13 protein-coding genes are annotated in these 13605 nt (G+C 73.1%); 2 read left to right on the forward strand and 11 right to left on the reverse strand.

Translation table 11 applies throughout. The features are described 5' to 3' along the window. Positions 1 to 2 precede the first annotated feature (2 nt). Positions 3 to 1397 (reverse strand): peptidase C39 family protein, encoded by a 1395-nt coding sequence (locus RZ84_RS06330; RefSeq protein ID WP_043263444.1) that lies wholly within the window; start codon positions 1395 to 1397, stop codon positions 3 to 5. Between the two features lie 175 nt (positions 1398 to 1572). On the opposite strand from RZ84_RS06330, the gene RZ84_RS06335 reads away from it, so the two are divergent. Next, on the forward strand, positions 1573 to 2157 hold the full coding sequence (locus tag RZ84_RS06335) for a uridine kinase family protein (RefSeq protein WP_043263445.1): 585 nt from the start codon (positions 1573 to 1575) through the stop codon (positions 2155 to 2157). A gap of 497 nt (positions 2158 to 2654) precedes the next feature. Further along, positions 2655 to 4544: an AAA family ATPase gene (locus RZ84_RS06340; RefSeq protein WP_043263446.1), complete on the forward strand. Its 1890-nt coding sequence runs from the start codon at positions 2655 to 2657 to the stop codon at positions 4542 to 4544. Positions 4545 to 4714: 170 nt separating this feature from the next. Here RZ84_RS06340 and RZ84_RS06345 read toward each other — a convergent pair whose 3' ends face one another. The 10 genes from RZ84_RS06345 to ribD all read right to left on the reverse strand — a co-directional run bounded on the left by RZ84_RS06345 (position 4715) and on the right by ribD (position 13576). Beyond that, positions 4715 to 5842 carry a hemolysin family protein gene (locus RZ84_RS06345; protein WP_043263447.1) on the reverse strand — a complete coding sequence of 376 codons (1128 nt, stop codon included), beginning with the start codon at positions 5840 to 5842 and terminating at the stop codon, positions 4715 to 4717. Further along, positions 5839 to 7197, reverse strand: coding sequence for a hemolysin family protein (locus tag RZ84_RS06350; protein WP_043263448.1), 1359 nt, complete (start codon positions 7195 to 7197; stop codon positions 5839 to 5841). The genes RZ84_RS06345 and RZ84_RS06350 overlap by 4 nt, the downstream gene beginning before the upstream one ends. A 174-nt stretch (positions 7198 to 7371) precedes the next feature. Further along, the gene (locus RZ84_RS06355; RefSeq protein WP_043263449.1) at positions 7372 to 7842 is read right to left on the reverse strand and encodes a PH domain-containing protein; all 471 of its coding nucleotides are present in this window, start codon (positions 7840 to 7842) and stop codon (positions 7372 to 7374) included. A 60-nt stretch (positions 7843 to 7902) separates the two neighbouring features. Beyond that, on the reverse strand, positions 7903 to 8751 hold the full coding sequence (gene hisG, locus RZ84_RS06360) for an ATP phosphoribosyltransferase (protein WP_043263450.1): 849 nt from the start codon (positions 8749 to 8751) through the stop codon (positions 7903 to 7905). 54 nt (positions 8752 to 8805) lie between these two features. Continuing rightward, positions 8806 to 9078 carry a phosphoribosyl-ATP diphosphatase gene (locus tag RZ84_RS06365; RefSeq protein ID WP_043263451.1) on the reverse strand — a complete coding sequence of 91 codons (273 nt, stop codon included), beginning with the start codon at positions 9076 to 9078 and terminating at the stop codon, positions 8806 to 8808. A 129-nt stretch (positions 9079 to 9207) separates the two neighbouring features. Beyond that, the gene (ribH, locus tag RZ84_RS06370; RefSeq protein ID WP_043263452.1) at positions 9208 to 9693 is read right to left on the reverse strand and encodes a 6,7-dimethyl-8-ribityllumazine synthase; all 486 of its coding nucleotides are present in this window, start codon (positions 9691 to 9693) and stop codon (positions 9208 to 9210) included. 45 nt (positions 9694 to 9738) lie between these two features. Further along, positions 9739 to 11067 carry a bifunctional 3,4-dihydroxy-2-butanone-4-phosphate synthase/GTP cyclohydrolase II gene (locus tag RZ84_RS06375; protein WP_043263453.1) on the reverse strand — a complete coding sequence of 443 codons (1329 nt, stop codon included), beginning with the start codon at positions 11065 to 11067 and terminating at the stop codon, positions 9739 to 9741. Between the two features lie 91 nt (positions 11068 to 11158). After that, complete coding sequence (locus RZ84_RS06380) at positions 11159 to 11815, reverse strand: nicotinamide mononucleotide transporter family protein (protein WP_043263454.1); 657 nt, start codon at positions 11813 to 11815, stop codon at positions 11159 to 11161. Next, complete coding sequence (locus tag RZ84_RS06385; protein ID WP_043263455.1) at positions 11812 to 12447, reverse strand: riboflavin synthase; 636 nt, start codon at positions 12445 to 12447, stop codon at positions 11812 to 11814. The genes RZ84_RS06380 and RZ84_RS06385 overlap by 4 nt, the downstream gene beginning before the upstream one ends. A 1-nt stretch (position 12448) precedes the next feature. Next, entirely contained in the window at positions 12449 to 13576 is a 1128-nt protein-coding gene (gene ribD, locus RZ84_RS06390) for a bifunctional diaminohydroxyphosphoribosylaminopyrimidine deaminase/5-amino-6-(5-phosphoribosylamino)uracil reductase RibD (protein WP_043263456.1), read from the reverse strand. Between the last annotated feature and the right edge of the window lie 29 nt (positions 13577 to 13605).

Genomic DNA, 13605 nt, shown 5'->3' on the forward strand with positions numbered 1-13605 from the left:
GCTCAGCGGATCCCCAGCTCCGCCAGCACCCGCCGCTGCGTCGGCGCCGGGCGGGCCGGGAAGTAGAGGTAGCAGACCCCTCCGGAACCGCTCTTGACCTTGCCTTTGTCGTCGTGGCGCTTCGTGCGGAGCCAGATGTTCTCGAACTGCCGGCGCTTGTAGACGCGGCGGACGGCCGGGTCGCTCGGGGACGCCGGGTCGTTGGCGATGACATCGCCGGCCCTGGTGAAGCCGATGACGGTCATCAGGTGGCCGGCGGTGCCGTAGCCGGCGCCGTCGAGTTCCTTCTTCACGAAGGACTGCGAGGTGATGACGGGGATGCCCGCATGGACCAGGCGCTCGATGTCGTTGAGCGAGGCGAGGCGGGTGACGACGGACTGCATGTCGCGGTAGGTGGCGGCGTAGGCGGCGTTGAAGGGCCAGTTGCCGCAGCCCTTGTACTGGTAGTCGAAGGTGTGCCGGGCGGCGTTGCAGACCTGGGGGTCGGCGTAGCCGGGGTCGACCCAGGCGAGCTGCTCGCGGGTGGGCCGGCGGCCCCAGTACTCGATGATCATCTCGGACGAGGTGGGGCTGCACCACGCCTCTCCCCCGTTGTCGTACTCGGGGTACTGGCCCTTGTGGATCTCCTGCGAGTAGCGGGGGACGCGGAGTTCGCGGCCGACGAGGCAGGGCGTGGAGGCCGGCACCCCGAAGCGGTCGGGGATGGCCGAGCCCATCGCGCCCAGCCGCCAGACGGTGGGGGTGAGCGGGGTGCCGGGCCTGCGGTAGAGGGTGAGCCGGAGCTGGTAGGAGACCAGGCGCAGACCGCTCGACGGGGTGTCGATGGCGAACGTGTCGGTGGAGATGCTGCTCCTGCCGTCCTTCTGGCCGTCGACGGAGGTGCGCCGGATGTCGGCCTCCCCGTCGCCGGCCGTCCAGCGGCCCATCACGTACCAGGGCGTGTGGCCGCCGTCGCCGTAGGTGCCGCGCAGTTCGACGGCGATCCAGGTCCCGGCCGGGGTGTGCGCGTTCCAGGAGGCGACGACCTCGGTCGCGGGGACCGCGAGGCGGTGCGCCGGCCCGGTCCAGGTGGCGTACTCCCAGGGGGCGGCCCTGCCGGTGTGCGGGTCGTGGTAGACGGCGATGCCGGCGGCTCGGCCGATCCGGACGCCGGGGCGGGGCCCGTGCAGGACGGTGGCGCCGGCGCTCCGGCCATGGTGCCAGTCGGCTGCGGTGGTCCAGGCGTGATAGTCCACGAGGCTCTTCGGTCGGTGTGGGGCGGCGGCTTCGGGCGTGGTGGCGGCGGGCGGGGCCGCCGGGCCGGGCGCGAAGGCGGCCCGTGCCAGGGGGGCGGCGGCGCCCGCCGCGGCGGCGAGCGCGGCGGCCAGGACGGTGCGCCGGGGCGCGGAGCTGGTCATGTGAGGTCCCCCAGTCGGATGTGTCGAGCGGATGGCGGCGTCGGTACCGAGCGGTGTTCGGGCACGTGCATGTCAGCAGGGGTCAACTATCTCCGTTCCACCTGGCCTTCGGAAGCCGGTCCGGCGCGCGTCGCGGCACGAATATTGGTGTGGACCACTGACGTACGCTGACCGCATGGACCCCGCGCTGACCTCGCTCGCCGCCCGGCTGCACACCCTTCCGCCGTCCTGCGGACCGGTGCGGCTGGTCGCGGTGGACGGGCACGCCGGGTCCGGCAAGACCACCTTCGCCGGCCGGCTGGCCGCGGCGCTGGGCGGGGCGCCGGTGGTGCACACCGACGACCTGGCGACGCATGAGGAGCTGTTCGCCTGGAGCGACCGGTTCCGCGAGCAGCTGCTGACACCGCTGTCCCGGGGCGAGCCGGCGCACTACGGGATCTACGACTGGGTGCGCCGGGAGTTCGCGACGGTGCGGGAACTGCCACCGGCCCCGGTGGTCCTGGTGGAGGGCGTGGGCGCCGGGCGGCGGGCGCTGCGGCCGTATCTGGCGTGCCTGCTGTGGATGGAACTGGCGAGCGAGCATTCATGGGAACGGGGTCAACTCCGCGACGGGCCGGGGCTGTCCGCGTTCTGGGATGGCTGGATTCCGGCGGAGCGGGCGCACTTCGCGGCGGACGCTTCGCGCCCCTACGCCGATCTGCTGGTGCACCAGGGGCAGTTGGGGTATGAGGTACTCGTGGGGCCCGCCACGCGGCCATGACCGGGCCCGGATTTCACGCTGGGTAGCCGACCGTGGCGGACACGCCGAGCATCGCCGACCGGGACCCGCCGAGTCCGCCAACTCGGCTTGACCTGGGGGGCGTACAGGACTTACGTTCTCAATGTGCGGTTCAACGGACCGCCCGCAGACGCGAAGCCCCCGGTTGTTCCCCCGTGATCGGGGGCTTCGTTCTGTGCGGAATCCCATCCGCCGCCCCCGTCGCGCGGCGTCTCCCTCACCCAGGGTCACCGCATCCTTCACGCCGATGCGCCCCCTTCCGCGCCCCCGCTTCTGCCCCGTGCGGCCCTCTACGACCTGCACCGACAGCGCAGGTACGATGCGAGTCTGTGCCACCGCAGGATCCGCACCGAGCTGCGCGGTGACGGCAACTCCCGCCCGCCGCAGGCAGGTTCGGCCAGGGCCGGCCAGGCCCCGGTCCCACGGCCCGGCACACGTCCGGTGGTACACCACGGGGGGACGTTTTGTAGGGGGACGGGATGGATGTCGGCACTCAGGTTTCGCCCGCCCCGGCCGAACTCGCCTGGCTGCGCGCGGTCGACGCCTACACCGTGGGCGCCTACCCCCAGGCCGAGGAGGAGTTCCGGGCCGCGGTACGGCTCGATCCGACGATGGCCGATGCCTGGCTCGGATTACACGCGCTGCGCGCCGACACCTCCATGGCCCTGCTGCGGATGCACCAGCACCGCCACCGCTTCGGCGAGCAGCGCGCCCGCCACCGACGCACCCTCAACTCCTGGTACTGGCTGGGCTGGGGGGGCCAGCCGGTGCTGGAGACCGGCCGCGACCTGCTGCTGGCGCACGCCTCCCACTGGCTCGACGGCCGCCATGTCGCCGAGCTGGACCAGGCGCTGGCCGGCTGCCCGCCGGTGGACACCGACCCCCAGGTCCGCTTTCTGCACGCCTGCCGCGCCTACCTCGTCAAGGACTGGGACCAGCTCGTACGGCACACCGAACCGCTGCTGGGCGATCCGGTGCTGGGCATCGAGGCCGGGCTGTTCGGCGGGATGGCGCGGGTGCGGCTGGAGATGTACGGGCAGGCCGAACCGCTGCTGTCCGCCGCGCTGATGCGCTGCCGCAGCGAGCAGCCGCAGCGCAAGGAGCTGCGCTACTGGCTCGCCCGCGCCCATGAGGGCACCGGTCGCAGCGCCGCGGCGCTCCCCCTCTACCGGGCGGTGCACCGGGTCGACCCCGCGTTCATGGACACCGCGGCCCGGCTGGCCGCCATAGCGGAGGCGGACGGACTGGACGAGGGCGCCGATCTCGCGGCGGTCTCCGCCGCGGGCCCGGTCCAGGAGGCCGCCGGCGATCTCGACCCGCTGGCCCCGCTCGATCCGGTCGACGGTCGTGAGCTGCTGGTGGCCGGGGAGGCGGACGGGCCGGAGGGCGAGCCGGCCGGGGGCGAGACCGCGGCCCGGGTCAAGTCCGCGATGCCGGGGCGGCGCGGCGCCGAGCGGCTGCCCGCCGGCCCCGCCGACCCGGTGCTGCTGGAGCGGGCGCTGGCCGAACTGGAGCGGATGGTCGGCATGGAGCCGGTCAAACGGCAGGTGCGGGCGCTGTCGGCGCAGTTGCGGATGGCGCGGCTGCGGGCGAGCCAGGGGCTGCCGGTGGCGCCCCCGAAGCGGCACTTCGTCTTCTCCGGCCCCTCGGGCACCGGCAAGACGACCGTGGCCCGGATACTCGGCCGGGTCTTCTACGCGCTCGGGCTGCTCGGCGGCGACCATCTCGTGGAGGCCCAACGGGCCGACCTGGTCGGCGAGTTCCTGGGACAGACCGCGGTCAAGGCGAACGAGCTGATCGACTCGGCGCTGGGCGGGGTGCTCTTCGTCGACGAGGCGTACAGCCTGTCCAACTCCGGCTACAGCAAGGGCGACGCCTACGGCGACGAGGCCCTCCAGGTGCTGCTCAAGCGCGCCGAGGACAACCGCGACCGGCTGGTGGTGATCCTCGCCGGCTACCCCGAGGGCATGGACCGGCTGCTCGCCGCCAACCCCGGCCTGTCGTCCCGTTTCACCAGCCGCGTCGACTTCCCCAGCTACCGGCCGCTGGAACTGACCAGGATCGGCGAGGTGCTGGCCGAGGAGAACGGCGACCACTGGGACGAGGAGGCCCGCGACGAGCTGTGCAGCATCAACGGCCATGTCGTCGAGCAGGGCTGGATCGACGAGCTGGGCAACGGCCGCTTCCTGCGCACCCTTTACGAGAAGAGCTGCGCCTACCGCGATCTGCGGCTGTCCATGTGGCCGGGCACCCCGACCCGCGACGACCTCGCCACCCTCCGGCTGCCGGACCTGATGCAGGCGTACGGCGAGGTGCTGTCCGGCCGCGGGCCGGGCCCGCAGGCACCGCCGAAGGGGCTGGACCTGTAGGCCCGGTCGTCGAACTGCCGCCTGCCGGCCCACGCCCCGCACGCGCTCCCGCCGCACCGGACACGCCCGGCCCGCCCATCGGGCGGACGACGGGAGTGTGACGACAGGGCCTGGCGTCACAGGGGCGCGCGCCGGCCCGAAACGTCGGCCGGCGCGCGCCCGGTGGCCGGTCAGCCGGCCAGCGCCGGGCCCCCCGCCGGCCGCGGCAGGCCCTCACGCGGTTCGCCGACCCGCTCGTTCCGCGGCGCCGCGCCGGCCGCCGCCGGACCGGTCCGGTGCGCCGGATCGCGCATCTCGCCGACCAGCATCTCCAGGACGTCCTCCAGCGCCACCAGGCCGAGCACCCGCCCGGCCGGATCGGCCACCGCCGCCAGATGGGAGGCGGCCCGGCGCATCGCGGTCAGCGCGTCGTCCAGAGGCAGTTCGGCGCGGAGGGTGGTCATCGGGTGCCAGATGCGCTGCGGCACCGCCCGGTCCCGGTCCTCCAGGTCGAGCACGTCCTTGACGTGCAGATAGCCCATGTACGTGCCGCCGGGGGCGCACACCGGGAAGCGGGAGAAGCCGGTCCTGACGGTCAGCTCCTCCACCTGGCGGGGCGTCACGGTCGGGTCGACGGTGAACAGCCCGGCCCGGTCGAGCAGGACGTCCGTGACCGGACGGCTGCCGAGCTCCAGGGCGTCGGACAACCGCTCCTGCTCGACGGGGTCCAGCAGGCCCGCCTGCCCGGAGTCCTCGACGAGATGGGTCAGCTGCTCACTGGTGAAGACCGCCTCCACCTCGTCCTTCGGCTCGACCCGGAAGAGCCGCAGCACCCCGTGGGCCAGTGCGCCGAACAGCGCGGTGACCGGGCGGCACAGCCGGGCGAAGGCGACCAGTCCCGGGCTGAACCACAGGGCGGTCCTCTCCGGCGCGGCCATGGCCAGGTTCTTGGGGACCATCTCGCCGATGACCAGGTGGAGGAAGACCACCAGGGCGAGGGCGATGACGTAGCCGAGCGGATGGATCAGCGCCTGGGGCAGCCGGACGGCCGCGAACACCGGCTCCAGCAGGTGCGCGACGGTCGGCTCGGCGACCGCGCCAAGGGTCAGGGAGCAGACGGTGATGCCGAACTGGGCGGCGGCCATCATCTGCGGCAGGTTCTCCAGGCCGTGCAGCACCCGGCGGGCCCGCTTGGAGCCCAGGGTGGCCAGCGGCTCGATCTGGCTGCGGCGTACCGACACCAGGGCGAACTCGGCCCCGACGAAGAAGCCGTTGGCGAGCACGAGCAGCGCCGCGAAGAGGAGTTGGGCCACGGTCATCGGGCCACCTCCGCACCGGCCGCGACGGGCTCCCGGGGCTTCTCGACGGCGGGGGCCCTCCGTACCAGCCTTATCCGCTCGGCGCGGGGGTGCGAGACCAGCCGCACCCGCAGCCGCCAGCCGTCCAGTTCCGCGGTGTCGCCGGGCGCCGGGATCCGGCCGAGTATGTGCGCGACCAGCCCCGCCACCGTCTCGTACGGGCCCTCCGGGGCGTCCAGGCCGATCCGCCGCAGGGTGTCGACCCGGCAGCCGCCGTCGGCGTCCCACGCGGGGCGGCCGTCCTCGGCCGGGGCCTGGCCCAGTTCGGGCAGGTCGACCCGGTCGTGCTCGTCGCGGACCTCGCCGACGAGTTCCTCGATGATGTCCTCCAGGGTCACCACGCCGGCGGTGCCGCCGTACTCGTCGACGACCACGGCGATCGGCTGCTCGCTGCGCAGCCGTTCCAGCAGCGGCTGCACCGGGAGCGTCTCGGGCACCAGCAGCGGCGGTACCGCTATCCGCAGCGCCGGGGTGCGCAGCCGGTCCTCGGCCGGGACGGCGAGCGCGTCCTTGAGGTGGACCATGCCGACGATCTCGTCCAGCCGGGTGCGGTAGACGGGAAAGCGGGAGAGCCCGGTGGCACGGGTGAGGTTGACGACGTCCTCGGCGGTCGCGGTCGACTGGAGGGCGCTGACCCGTACGCGGGGGGTCATCACGTTCTCCGCGGTGAGGTCGCCGAGCGAGAGGGTGCGTACGAACAGGTCCGCGGTGTCCTGTTCGATGGCGCCGGCCCGGGCGGAGTGCCGGGCCAGCGAGACCAGCTCGCCGGGGGTGCGGGCGGAGGCCAGCTCGTCGGTGGGCTCCACGCCCAGGGCGCGGACCAGGCGGTTGGCGACGGTGTTCAGCAGGGTGATCACCGGCCGGAAGAAGCGGGAGAAGGCGTCCTGCGGGCCGGCGACGAAGCGGGCCACCTGGAGCGGCCTGGAGACCGCCCAGTTCTTGGGCACCAGCTCGCCGACGACCATCTGGACGGCGGAGGCCAGCAGCATGCCTATGACGACGGCGATGCCGGGAACCGCTCCCGCGGGCAGGCCGGTGGCGTGCAGCGGTCCTGACAGGAGCCGGGCCAGCGCCGGCTCGGCGAGCATACCGACCACCAACGAGGTGATGGTGATGCCCAGTTGGGTGCCGGAGAGCTGGAAGGAGAGTTCGCGGAGGGCGGAGACGACGGTGCCGGCGCGGCGGTCGCCGCCGGCCGCGGCCCGTTCGGCGTCCGCCTTCTCGACGGTGACGAGGCCGAACTCTGCGGCCACGAAGAAGCCGTTGGCCAGGATCAGCGCGAGTGCCGCCGCGAGCAGGAGCAAGGGGCCGGTCATGCCGCCGCCTCCGTCGTATACGGGGGTTGGGGAGGGGCGGCGCAGGTACTACAGGACGATCCGTCCATTGCCGGAGGGAGTCACTCCTCGGGTTGTCGTGGTCCCACTGAGGGGCGGGGTGCGGGGCGCATCCCGGAGAACAGAGTAAACAGCGGCGCCCGCGTCAGGGCAGGCTCATCCGGCCGTGTGGTCGACGGCACCCCAGCTCTCGGCGAGGTCGCGCAGCGCGCGGGCGTCCCGGATGGCCTGGTCCTTCGCGATACCGGGCTGGATTCCCATCGCGGGCAGGCTGGTGCCGTCGGCGAGGTCCAGATGGACCCACGGGTCGCCGGCCCGGAGGTTGACGCGCACGACCTGGGCCCAGGCCAGTTCGCGCTTGGTGGTGAGGTTGACGACGGTGATGCCCTCCGGCCGCGCGACCACCTTGGGGCGGGCGAGCAGCAGGAGGACGGCGGCCACCAGGACGCCGACCGCGACGAAGCTCATCCGCTCGCCGCCGCTCAGCTTCGGCAGCAGCAGCGCGATCACCACGAGGGCGGCGAGCTGGGCGATGCCGACGGCGTACAGCACGGCCCTGGTGCGGGACGGCCGGAAGGTCACCGGGAGGCCGGGCGGGGAGGCGGCGGGCGAGGCGGGCGCGGACACGTGTGGTCTTCCGTCAGGGTGTGCGAGAGGCGGCCGGGGGTGCGGGCGTGCGGCGGTGCGTCAGAGCCGGCAGGCGTGGATGCCGGTGGTCAGGATCGCGCGGGCGCCGAGGTCGTAGAGCTCGTCCATGATGCGCTGGGCGTCCTTGGACGGGACCATCGAGCGGACCGCGACCCAGCCCTCGTGGTGCAGCGGGGAGACGGTCGGCGACTCCAGTCCGGGGGTGAGCGCGACGGCCTTTTCGACCTGTTCGACCCGGATGTCGTAATCCATCATCACGTACCGGCGGGCCACCAGAACGCCCTGCATCCGGCGCAGGAACTGGCGCACCTTCGGGTCGTCGTCGGGTGCGCCGGTACCGCGGATGACCACGGCCTCGGACTTCAGGATGGGCTCGCCGATGATCTCCAGGCCGGCGTTGCGCAGGGTGGTGCCGGTCTCGACGACATCCGCGATGATCTCGGCGACGCCGAGCTGGATGGCGGTCTCGACGGCGCCGTCGAGGTGGACGACGGAGGCGTCCACGCCGTGGTCGGCGAGGTGCCGGGTGACCAGGCCGGAGAAGGAGGTGGCGATGGTCATGCCGCCGAACTCGCCGACGTCCTTGGCGGTGCCGGGGCGGGTGGCGTAGCGGAACGTCGAGCCGGCGAAGCCGAGCTGGAGGATCTCCTCGGCCGGCGAACCGGAGTCCAGCAGCAGGTCGCGGCCGGTGATGCCGATGTCGAGCTTGCCGGAGCCGACGTAGACGGCGATGTCGCGGGGGCGCAGGAAGAAGAACTCGACCTCGTTCTCCGCGTCGACCAGGACCAGTTCCCTGCGGTCCTTGCGCTGGCGGTAGCCGGCCTCATGCAGCATCGCCGACGCAGGCTCGGACAGTGAACCCTTGTTGGGGACAGCGATGCGCAGCATGAGAGCGAATTCCTTTGCAGCTAAAGGGAGTTGGCGGAGGAGCTGGGGGCTGGATCAGAGGTGGGCGTAGACGTCGTCGAGGGAGATGCCTTTGGCGATCATCATCACCTGAAGGTGGTAGAGGAGCTGGGAGATCTCCTCGGCGGCGGCCTCGTCGGACTCGTGCTCCGCGGCCATCCACACCTCGGCGGCCTCTTCGACGACCTTCTTGCCGATCGTATGGACACCCGCCTGCACCAGCTCGGCGGTGCGGGAGGTGGCCGGGTCGCCGGTGGCGGCCTTCTGCTGGAGCTCGGCGAAGAGCTCCTCGAACGTCTTCTTGGACATGATGCCGCCTACCCTACGCGGTGCAGTCACAGCGGCGCGCAGCGCCTCGTACGAAGGGTGGCGGCGGGCGACGGGCGGGCGGCGCGCAGCGCCTCGTATGAAGGGCGGTGGTGGGAGACGGGCGGGCACTCAGCGCCAGGGCTCCGAGACGGTGCGCAGGGTGGCGGCGGTGGCGACCGCGGCGGTGACCGCTTCGTGGCCCTTGTCCTCGGCGGACCCCGGCAGGCCCGCGCGGTCCAGCGCCTGCTGCTCGGTGTCGCAGGTCAGCACCCCGAAGCCGACCGGTACGCCGGTGTCCACGGAGACCTGGGTCAGGCCCTGGGTCACGCCCTGGCACACATAGTCGAAGTGCGGGGTGCCGCCCTTGATGACCACGCCGAGGGCGACCACCGCGTCGTAGCCGCGGCCGGCCAGCACCTTGGCCACCACCGGCAGCTCGAACGCGCCGGGCACCCGCAGCAGCGTCGGCTCGTCGATGCCCAGCTCGGCGAGGGCGCGCAGCGCGCCGTCCACCAGGCCGTCCATGACCTGCTGGTGCCACTGCGCGGCGATCACGGCCACCCGCAGGTCGCCACAGTTCTTCACGGTCAGTTCGGGTGCGCCCTTGCCGCTCACGGTTCTCCTCGTACGGGTGATGGTGCTGGATCTGGCTGACGGTGGTTACTGGTTGCCGCAGGTGGCCGCGCCATCAGGGGGCGCGGCGCCGGCCGCTCCGGTGGAGCCGGTGCCTGCACCGGGCAGCCAGGGCAGGTCGTGCCCCATCCGGTCGCGCTTGGTGCGCAGATACCGCAGGTTGTGCTCGCCGGCCTGGACGGGCATCGGCTCGCGGCCGGTGACCTCGAGGCCGTGCCGGACCAGGGCGGCGGTCTTCTCGGGGTTGTTGGTCATCAGGCGCAGCGAGCGCACGCCGAGGTCCCGGAGCATCTGTGCGCCGGCGCCGTAGTCCCGCGAGTCGGCGGGCAGTCCGAGCTCCAGATTGGCGTCGAGGGTGTCCCGGCCGCGCTCCTGGAGCTCGTAGGCGCGCAGCTTGGACAGCAGCCCGATGCCGCGCCCTTCGTGGCCGCGCAGGTAGATGACCACGCCGCGGCCGGCCTCGGTGATCCGCCGCAGCGAGGCGTCCAGCTGGGGCCCGCAGTCGCAGCGCAGCGAGTGGAAGACATCACCGGTCAGGCACTCGGAGTGCACCCGGACCAGGACGTCCTCGCCGTCGCCGAGGTCGCCGGCGACCAGCGCGATGTGCTCGACGCCGTCGACCGCGGAGCGGTAGCCGTACGCGGTGAACTCGCCGTGCGCGGTGGGCAGCCGGGTCTCGGCCTCGCGGCGGACGGTGGGTTCGGACGACCGGCGGTAGGCGATCAGGTCCTCGATGGAGATGATCGCCAGGCCGTGCTTGCGGGCGAACGGGACCAGTTCGGGCAGCCGCAGCATGGTGCCGTCCTCGCCGGCGATCTCCACGATGGCGGCGGCCGGGCGCAGTCCGGCCAGCCGGGCGAGGTCGACCCCGGCCTCGGTGTGGCCGTTGCGGACCAGTACGCCGCCGGGCCGGGCGCGCAGCGGGAAGATGTGGCCGGGCCGTACGAAGTCGGCCGGGGCCGCCGTACCGGAGGCGAGCAGCCGCAGGGTGGTGGCGCGGTCGGCGGCGGAGATGCCGGTGCTGACGCCGTGCGCGGCGGACGCGTCCACGGAGACGGTGAACGCGGTGCTCATCGCCTCGGTGTTCCGGTCGACCATCTGCGGGAGTTCCAGCCGGTCCAGCTCGTCGCCCTCCATGGGAGCGCAGATCAGTCCGCGGCATTCGCTCATCATGAACGCGACGATCTCCGGGGTGGCCATCTCCGCCGCGACGATCAGGTCGCCCTCGTTCTCCCGGTCCTCGTCGTCCACCACGACGACCGGCCGGCCGGCGGCGATGTCCGCGATCGCGCGCTCCACGGGATCCAGCACCGGTGCGTCCTCGGTCTCGTCGTACCAGCTCTGCAGTGCGGTCATGCCCCCACCCCATCGATAGCTGCTCCGCCCGGGCGGCGCGGAGGTGTGCCGTTCGTTGTCGGCCGCGGCCCGGTGGCCGCGCGTGCGTCGCTCACAGCAGAGCTCCTTCCAGGACCGGACCGGCGTCCGCGCTCCGCGAGCGCAGCCACCAGTCGCGCATGCCCCACACGACGAGGGCGAGATAGACGACGTAGACGAGACCGGAGAAGGCGAGCCCGCTGCTGAAGGCGAGCGGGACGCCGACGAGATCGACCAGCAGCCAGGCGAACCAGAACTCGACCAGACCGCGGGCCTGCGCGACCATCGCGGCGAGCGTGCCGACGAAGATGTAGGCGTCCGGCCAGGGGTTCCAGGACAGCTGGGGGACCAGGGTGAACAGGCCGCCGACGGCCGCGGTGCCCACGGCCGTGCCGCCGATCAGCATGCCGCGCTCGCGCCGGCCGGCGAACCGTACGGCGACGGAGCCGTCCTGCGCCTGCTGCCGGCCGCGCTGCCACTGCCGCCAGCCCCACAACGCCACGCCGATGACCAGCAGTTGCTTGCCGACGCCGCCGCTGAGATGGGCGGAGGCGTACGCGGCGACGAGGATGACGCCGGAGAGGAACTGGGCGGGCCAGGTCCATATGGAGCGCCGCCAGCCGAGCGCGAGGGCGGCCAGCCCGATGGTGTTGCCGAGCATGTCCGACCAGATGACGCGCTGTCCGAAGGCCGTGAAGGCGGGACCGTTCAGCCAGGCCAGGAGGCTCACCGGTCCATCTCCTGGATCTCCGCGAGGACGCCGGTGTCCCGGGAACCCCGGCCGAGCAGCCGCTCCACATACTTGGCGAGCACGTCGACCTCCAGGTTGACCGGGTCGCCGGTCTGCTTGAGGCCGAGGGTGGTCAGCGCGAGGGTGGTCGGGATGAGGCTGATGGTGAAGGAGTCGTCGGCGGCCTCGACGACGGTGAGGCTGACGCCGTCGACCGTGATGGAGCCCTTCTCGACGACGTAGCGGGCGAGTTGGTCGGGCAGCGAGATCCGCACCAGCTCCCAGTGTTCACCCGGGGTGCGCTCGACGATCGTGCCGGTGCCGTCGACATGGCCCTGGACGAGGTGCCCGCCGAGCCGTCCGCCGAGCGCCATCGGGCGCTCCAGGTTGACCCGCGAACCGGTCGACAGCGCGCCGAGGCTGGAGCGCTTGAGGGTCTCGGCCATCACGTCGGCGGTGAACTCCCCGCCTTCGGTGTCCACGACGGTCAGACAGACGCCGTTGACGGCGATCGAGTCCCCGTGCCTGGCGCCTTCGGTGACGACGGGGCCGCGGAGCCGGAAGCGGGCGGCGTCACCGAGGTCCTCGATGGCGGCGACCTCACCCAGTTCTTCGACGATTCCGGTGAACACTTCAGTTCTCCTCGGGACGGGAGTGGCGAATGGGGGTGGCGGTGATGCGCAGATCGGGGCCCAGCCGGGCGGTCTCGGTCACGTCCAGACGCAACGCCTCGGCGATGGTGGTGATTCCGGCGTCGCCGACGGCGGCCGGGCCGGCGCCCAGCAGCACCGGCGCGAGATAGCCGACGACCTTGTCGACGGCGCGGGCGGCCAGGAAGGCGCCGGCGAGCGTGGGCCCGCCTTCGAGCAGTACGGAGCGCACATCGCGCGCGTGGAGGGCCTGGAGCAGTGCGGGGATGTGCAGCCCGCGCCCCTCGGCGGCGCGCGGCAGCCGCACGATGGGGGCGAGCCCTTCGAGGTGGGCCGCGTCGGCGTCCTCGGCGACCGCGATCAGGGTGGGCGCGGTGCCGTCCAGCACGCGGGCGCCGGCCTTGACGGCGCTGGCGCCGGAGTCGACCACCACCCGCAGCGGCCGGCTGATCTCGTCGTCGGACAGCCCGGCGATCCGCACGCCGAGCTGCGGATCGTCCGCGCGGGCGGTGCCGGAGCCGACGATCACCGCGTCCGCGGCGGCCCGCAGCCGGTGCACGTCGGCCCGCGACTCGGGCGAGGAGATCCAGCGGCTGGTGCCGTCGGCGGCGGCGACCCGGCCGTCCAGGGTGGCGGCGTACTTCCACAGCACGAACGGGCGCCCGCGCAGCACCGAGGTCAGCCACGCCTCGTTGCCGGCCGCGGCCTCGTCGGCGAGCAGTCCACCCTCGACCTCGATCCCGGCCTCGGCCAGCGTCAGGGCGCCGCCGGTGGCGGTCGGGCTGGGGTCGGCGACGGCGTAGACGACGCGGGCGACACCGGCGTCGATCAGCGCCTGGGCGCACGGTCCCGTACGCCCGGTGTGGTTGCAGGGTTCCAGGGTGACCAGCGCGGTACCGCCCCGGGCCCGCTCGCCCGCGGCGCGCAGCGCGTACACCTCGGCGTGCGGCCCGCCGGCCCGCCGGTGCCAGCCCTCGCCCGCCGTACGGCCCTCGGAGTCCAGGACGACACAGCCGACGACCGGGTTGGGACTGGTGTGCCCGAGGCCGCGGGCGGCGAGCTCGATGGCTCGGCGCATCGCCGCGATCTCTACGGGGGCTGCGGTGGCCACCGGGTCCTCCTGCCTCTCAGGGCACGGAC

Origin of the sequence: Streptomyces sp. CT34, from assembly GCF_000805335.1 — a bacterium.
GTDB lineage: Bacteria > Actinomycetota > Actinomycetes > Streptomycetales > Streptomycetaceae > Streptomyces.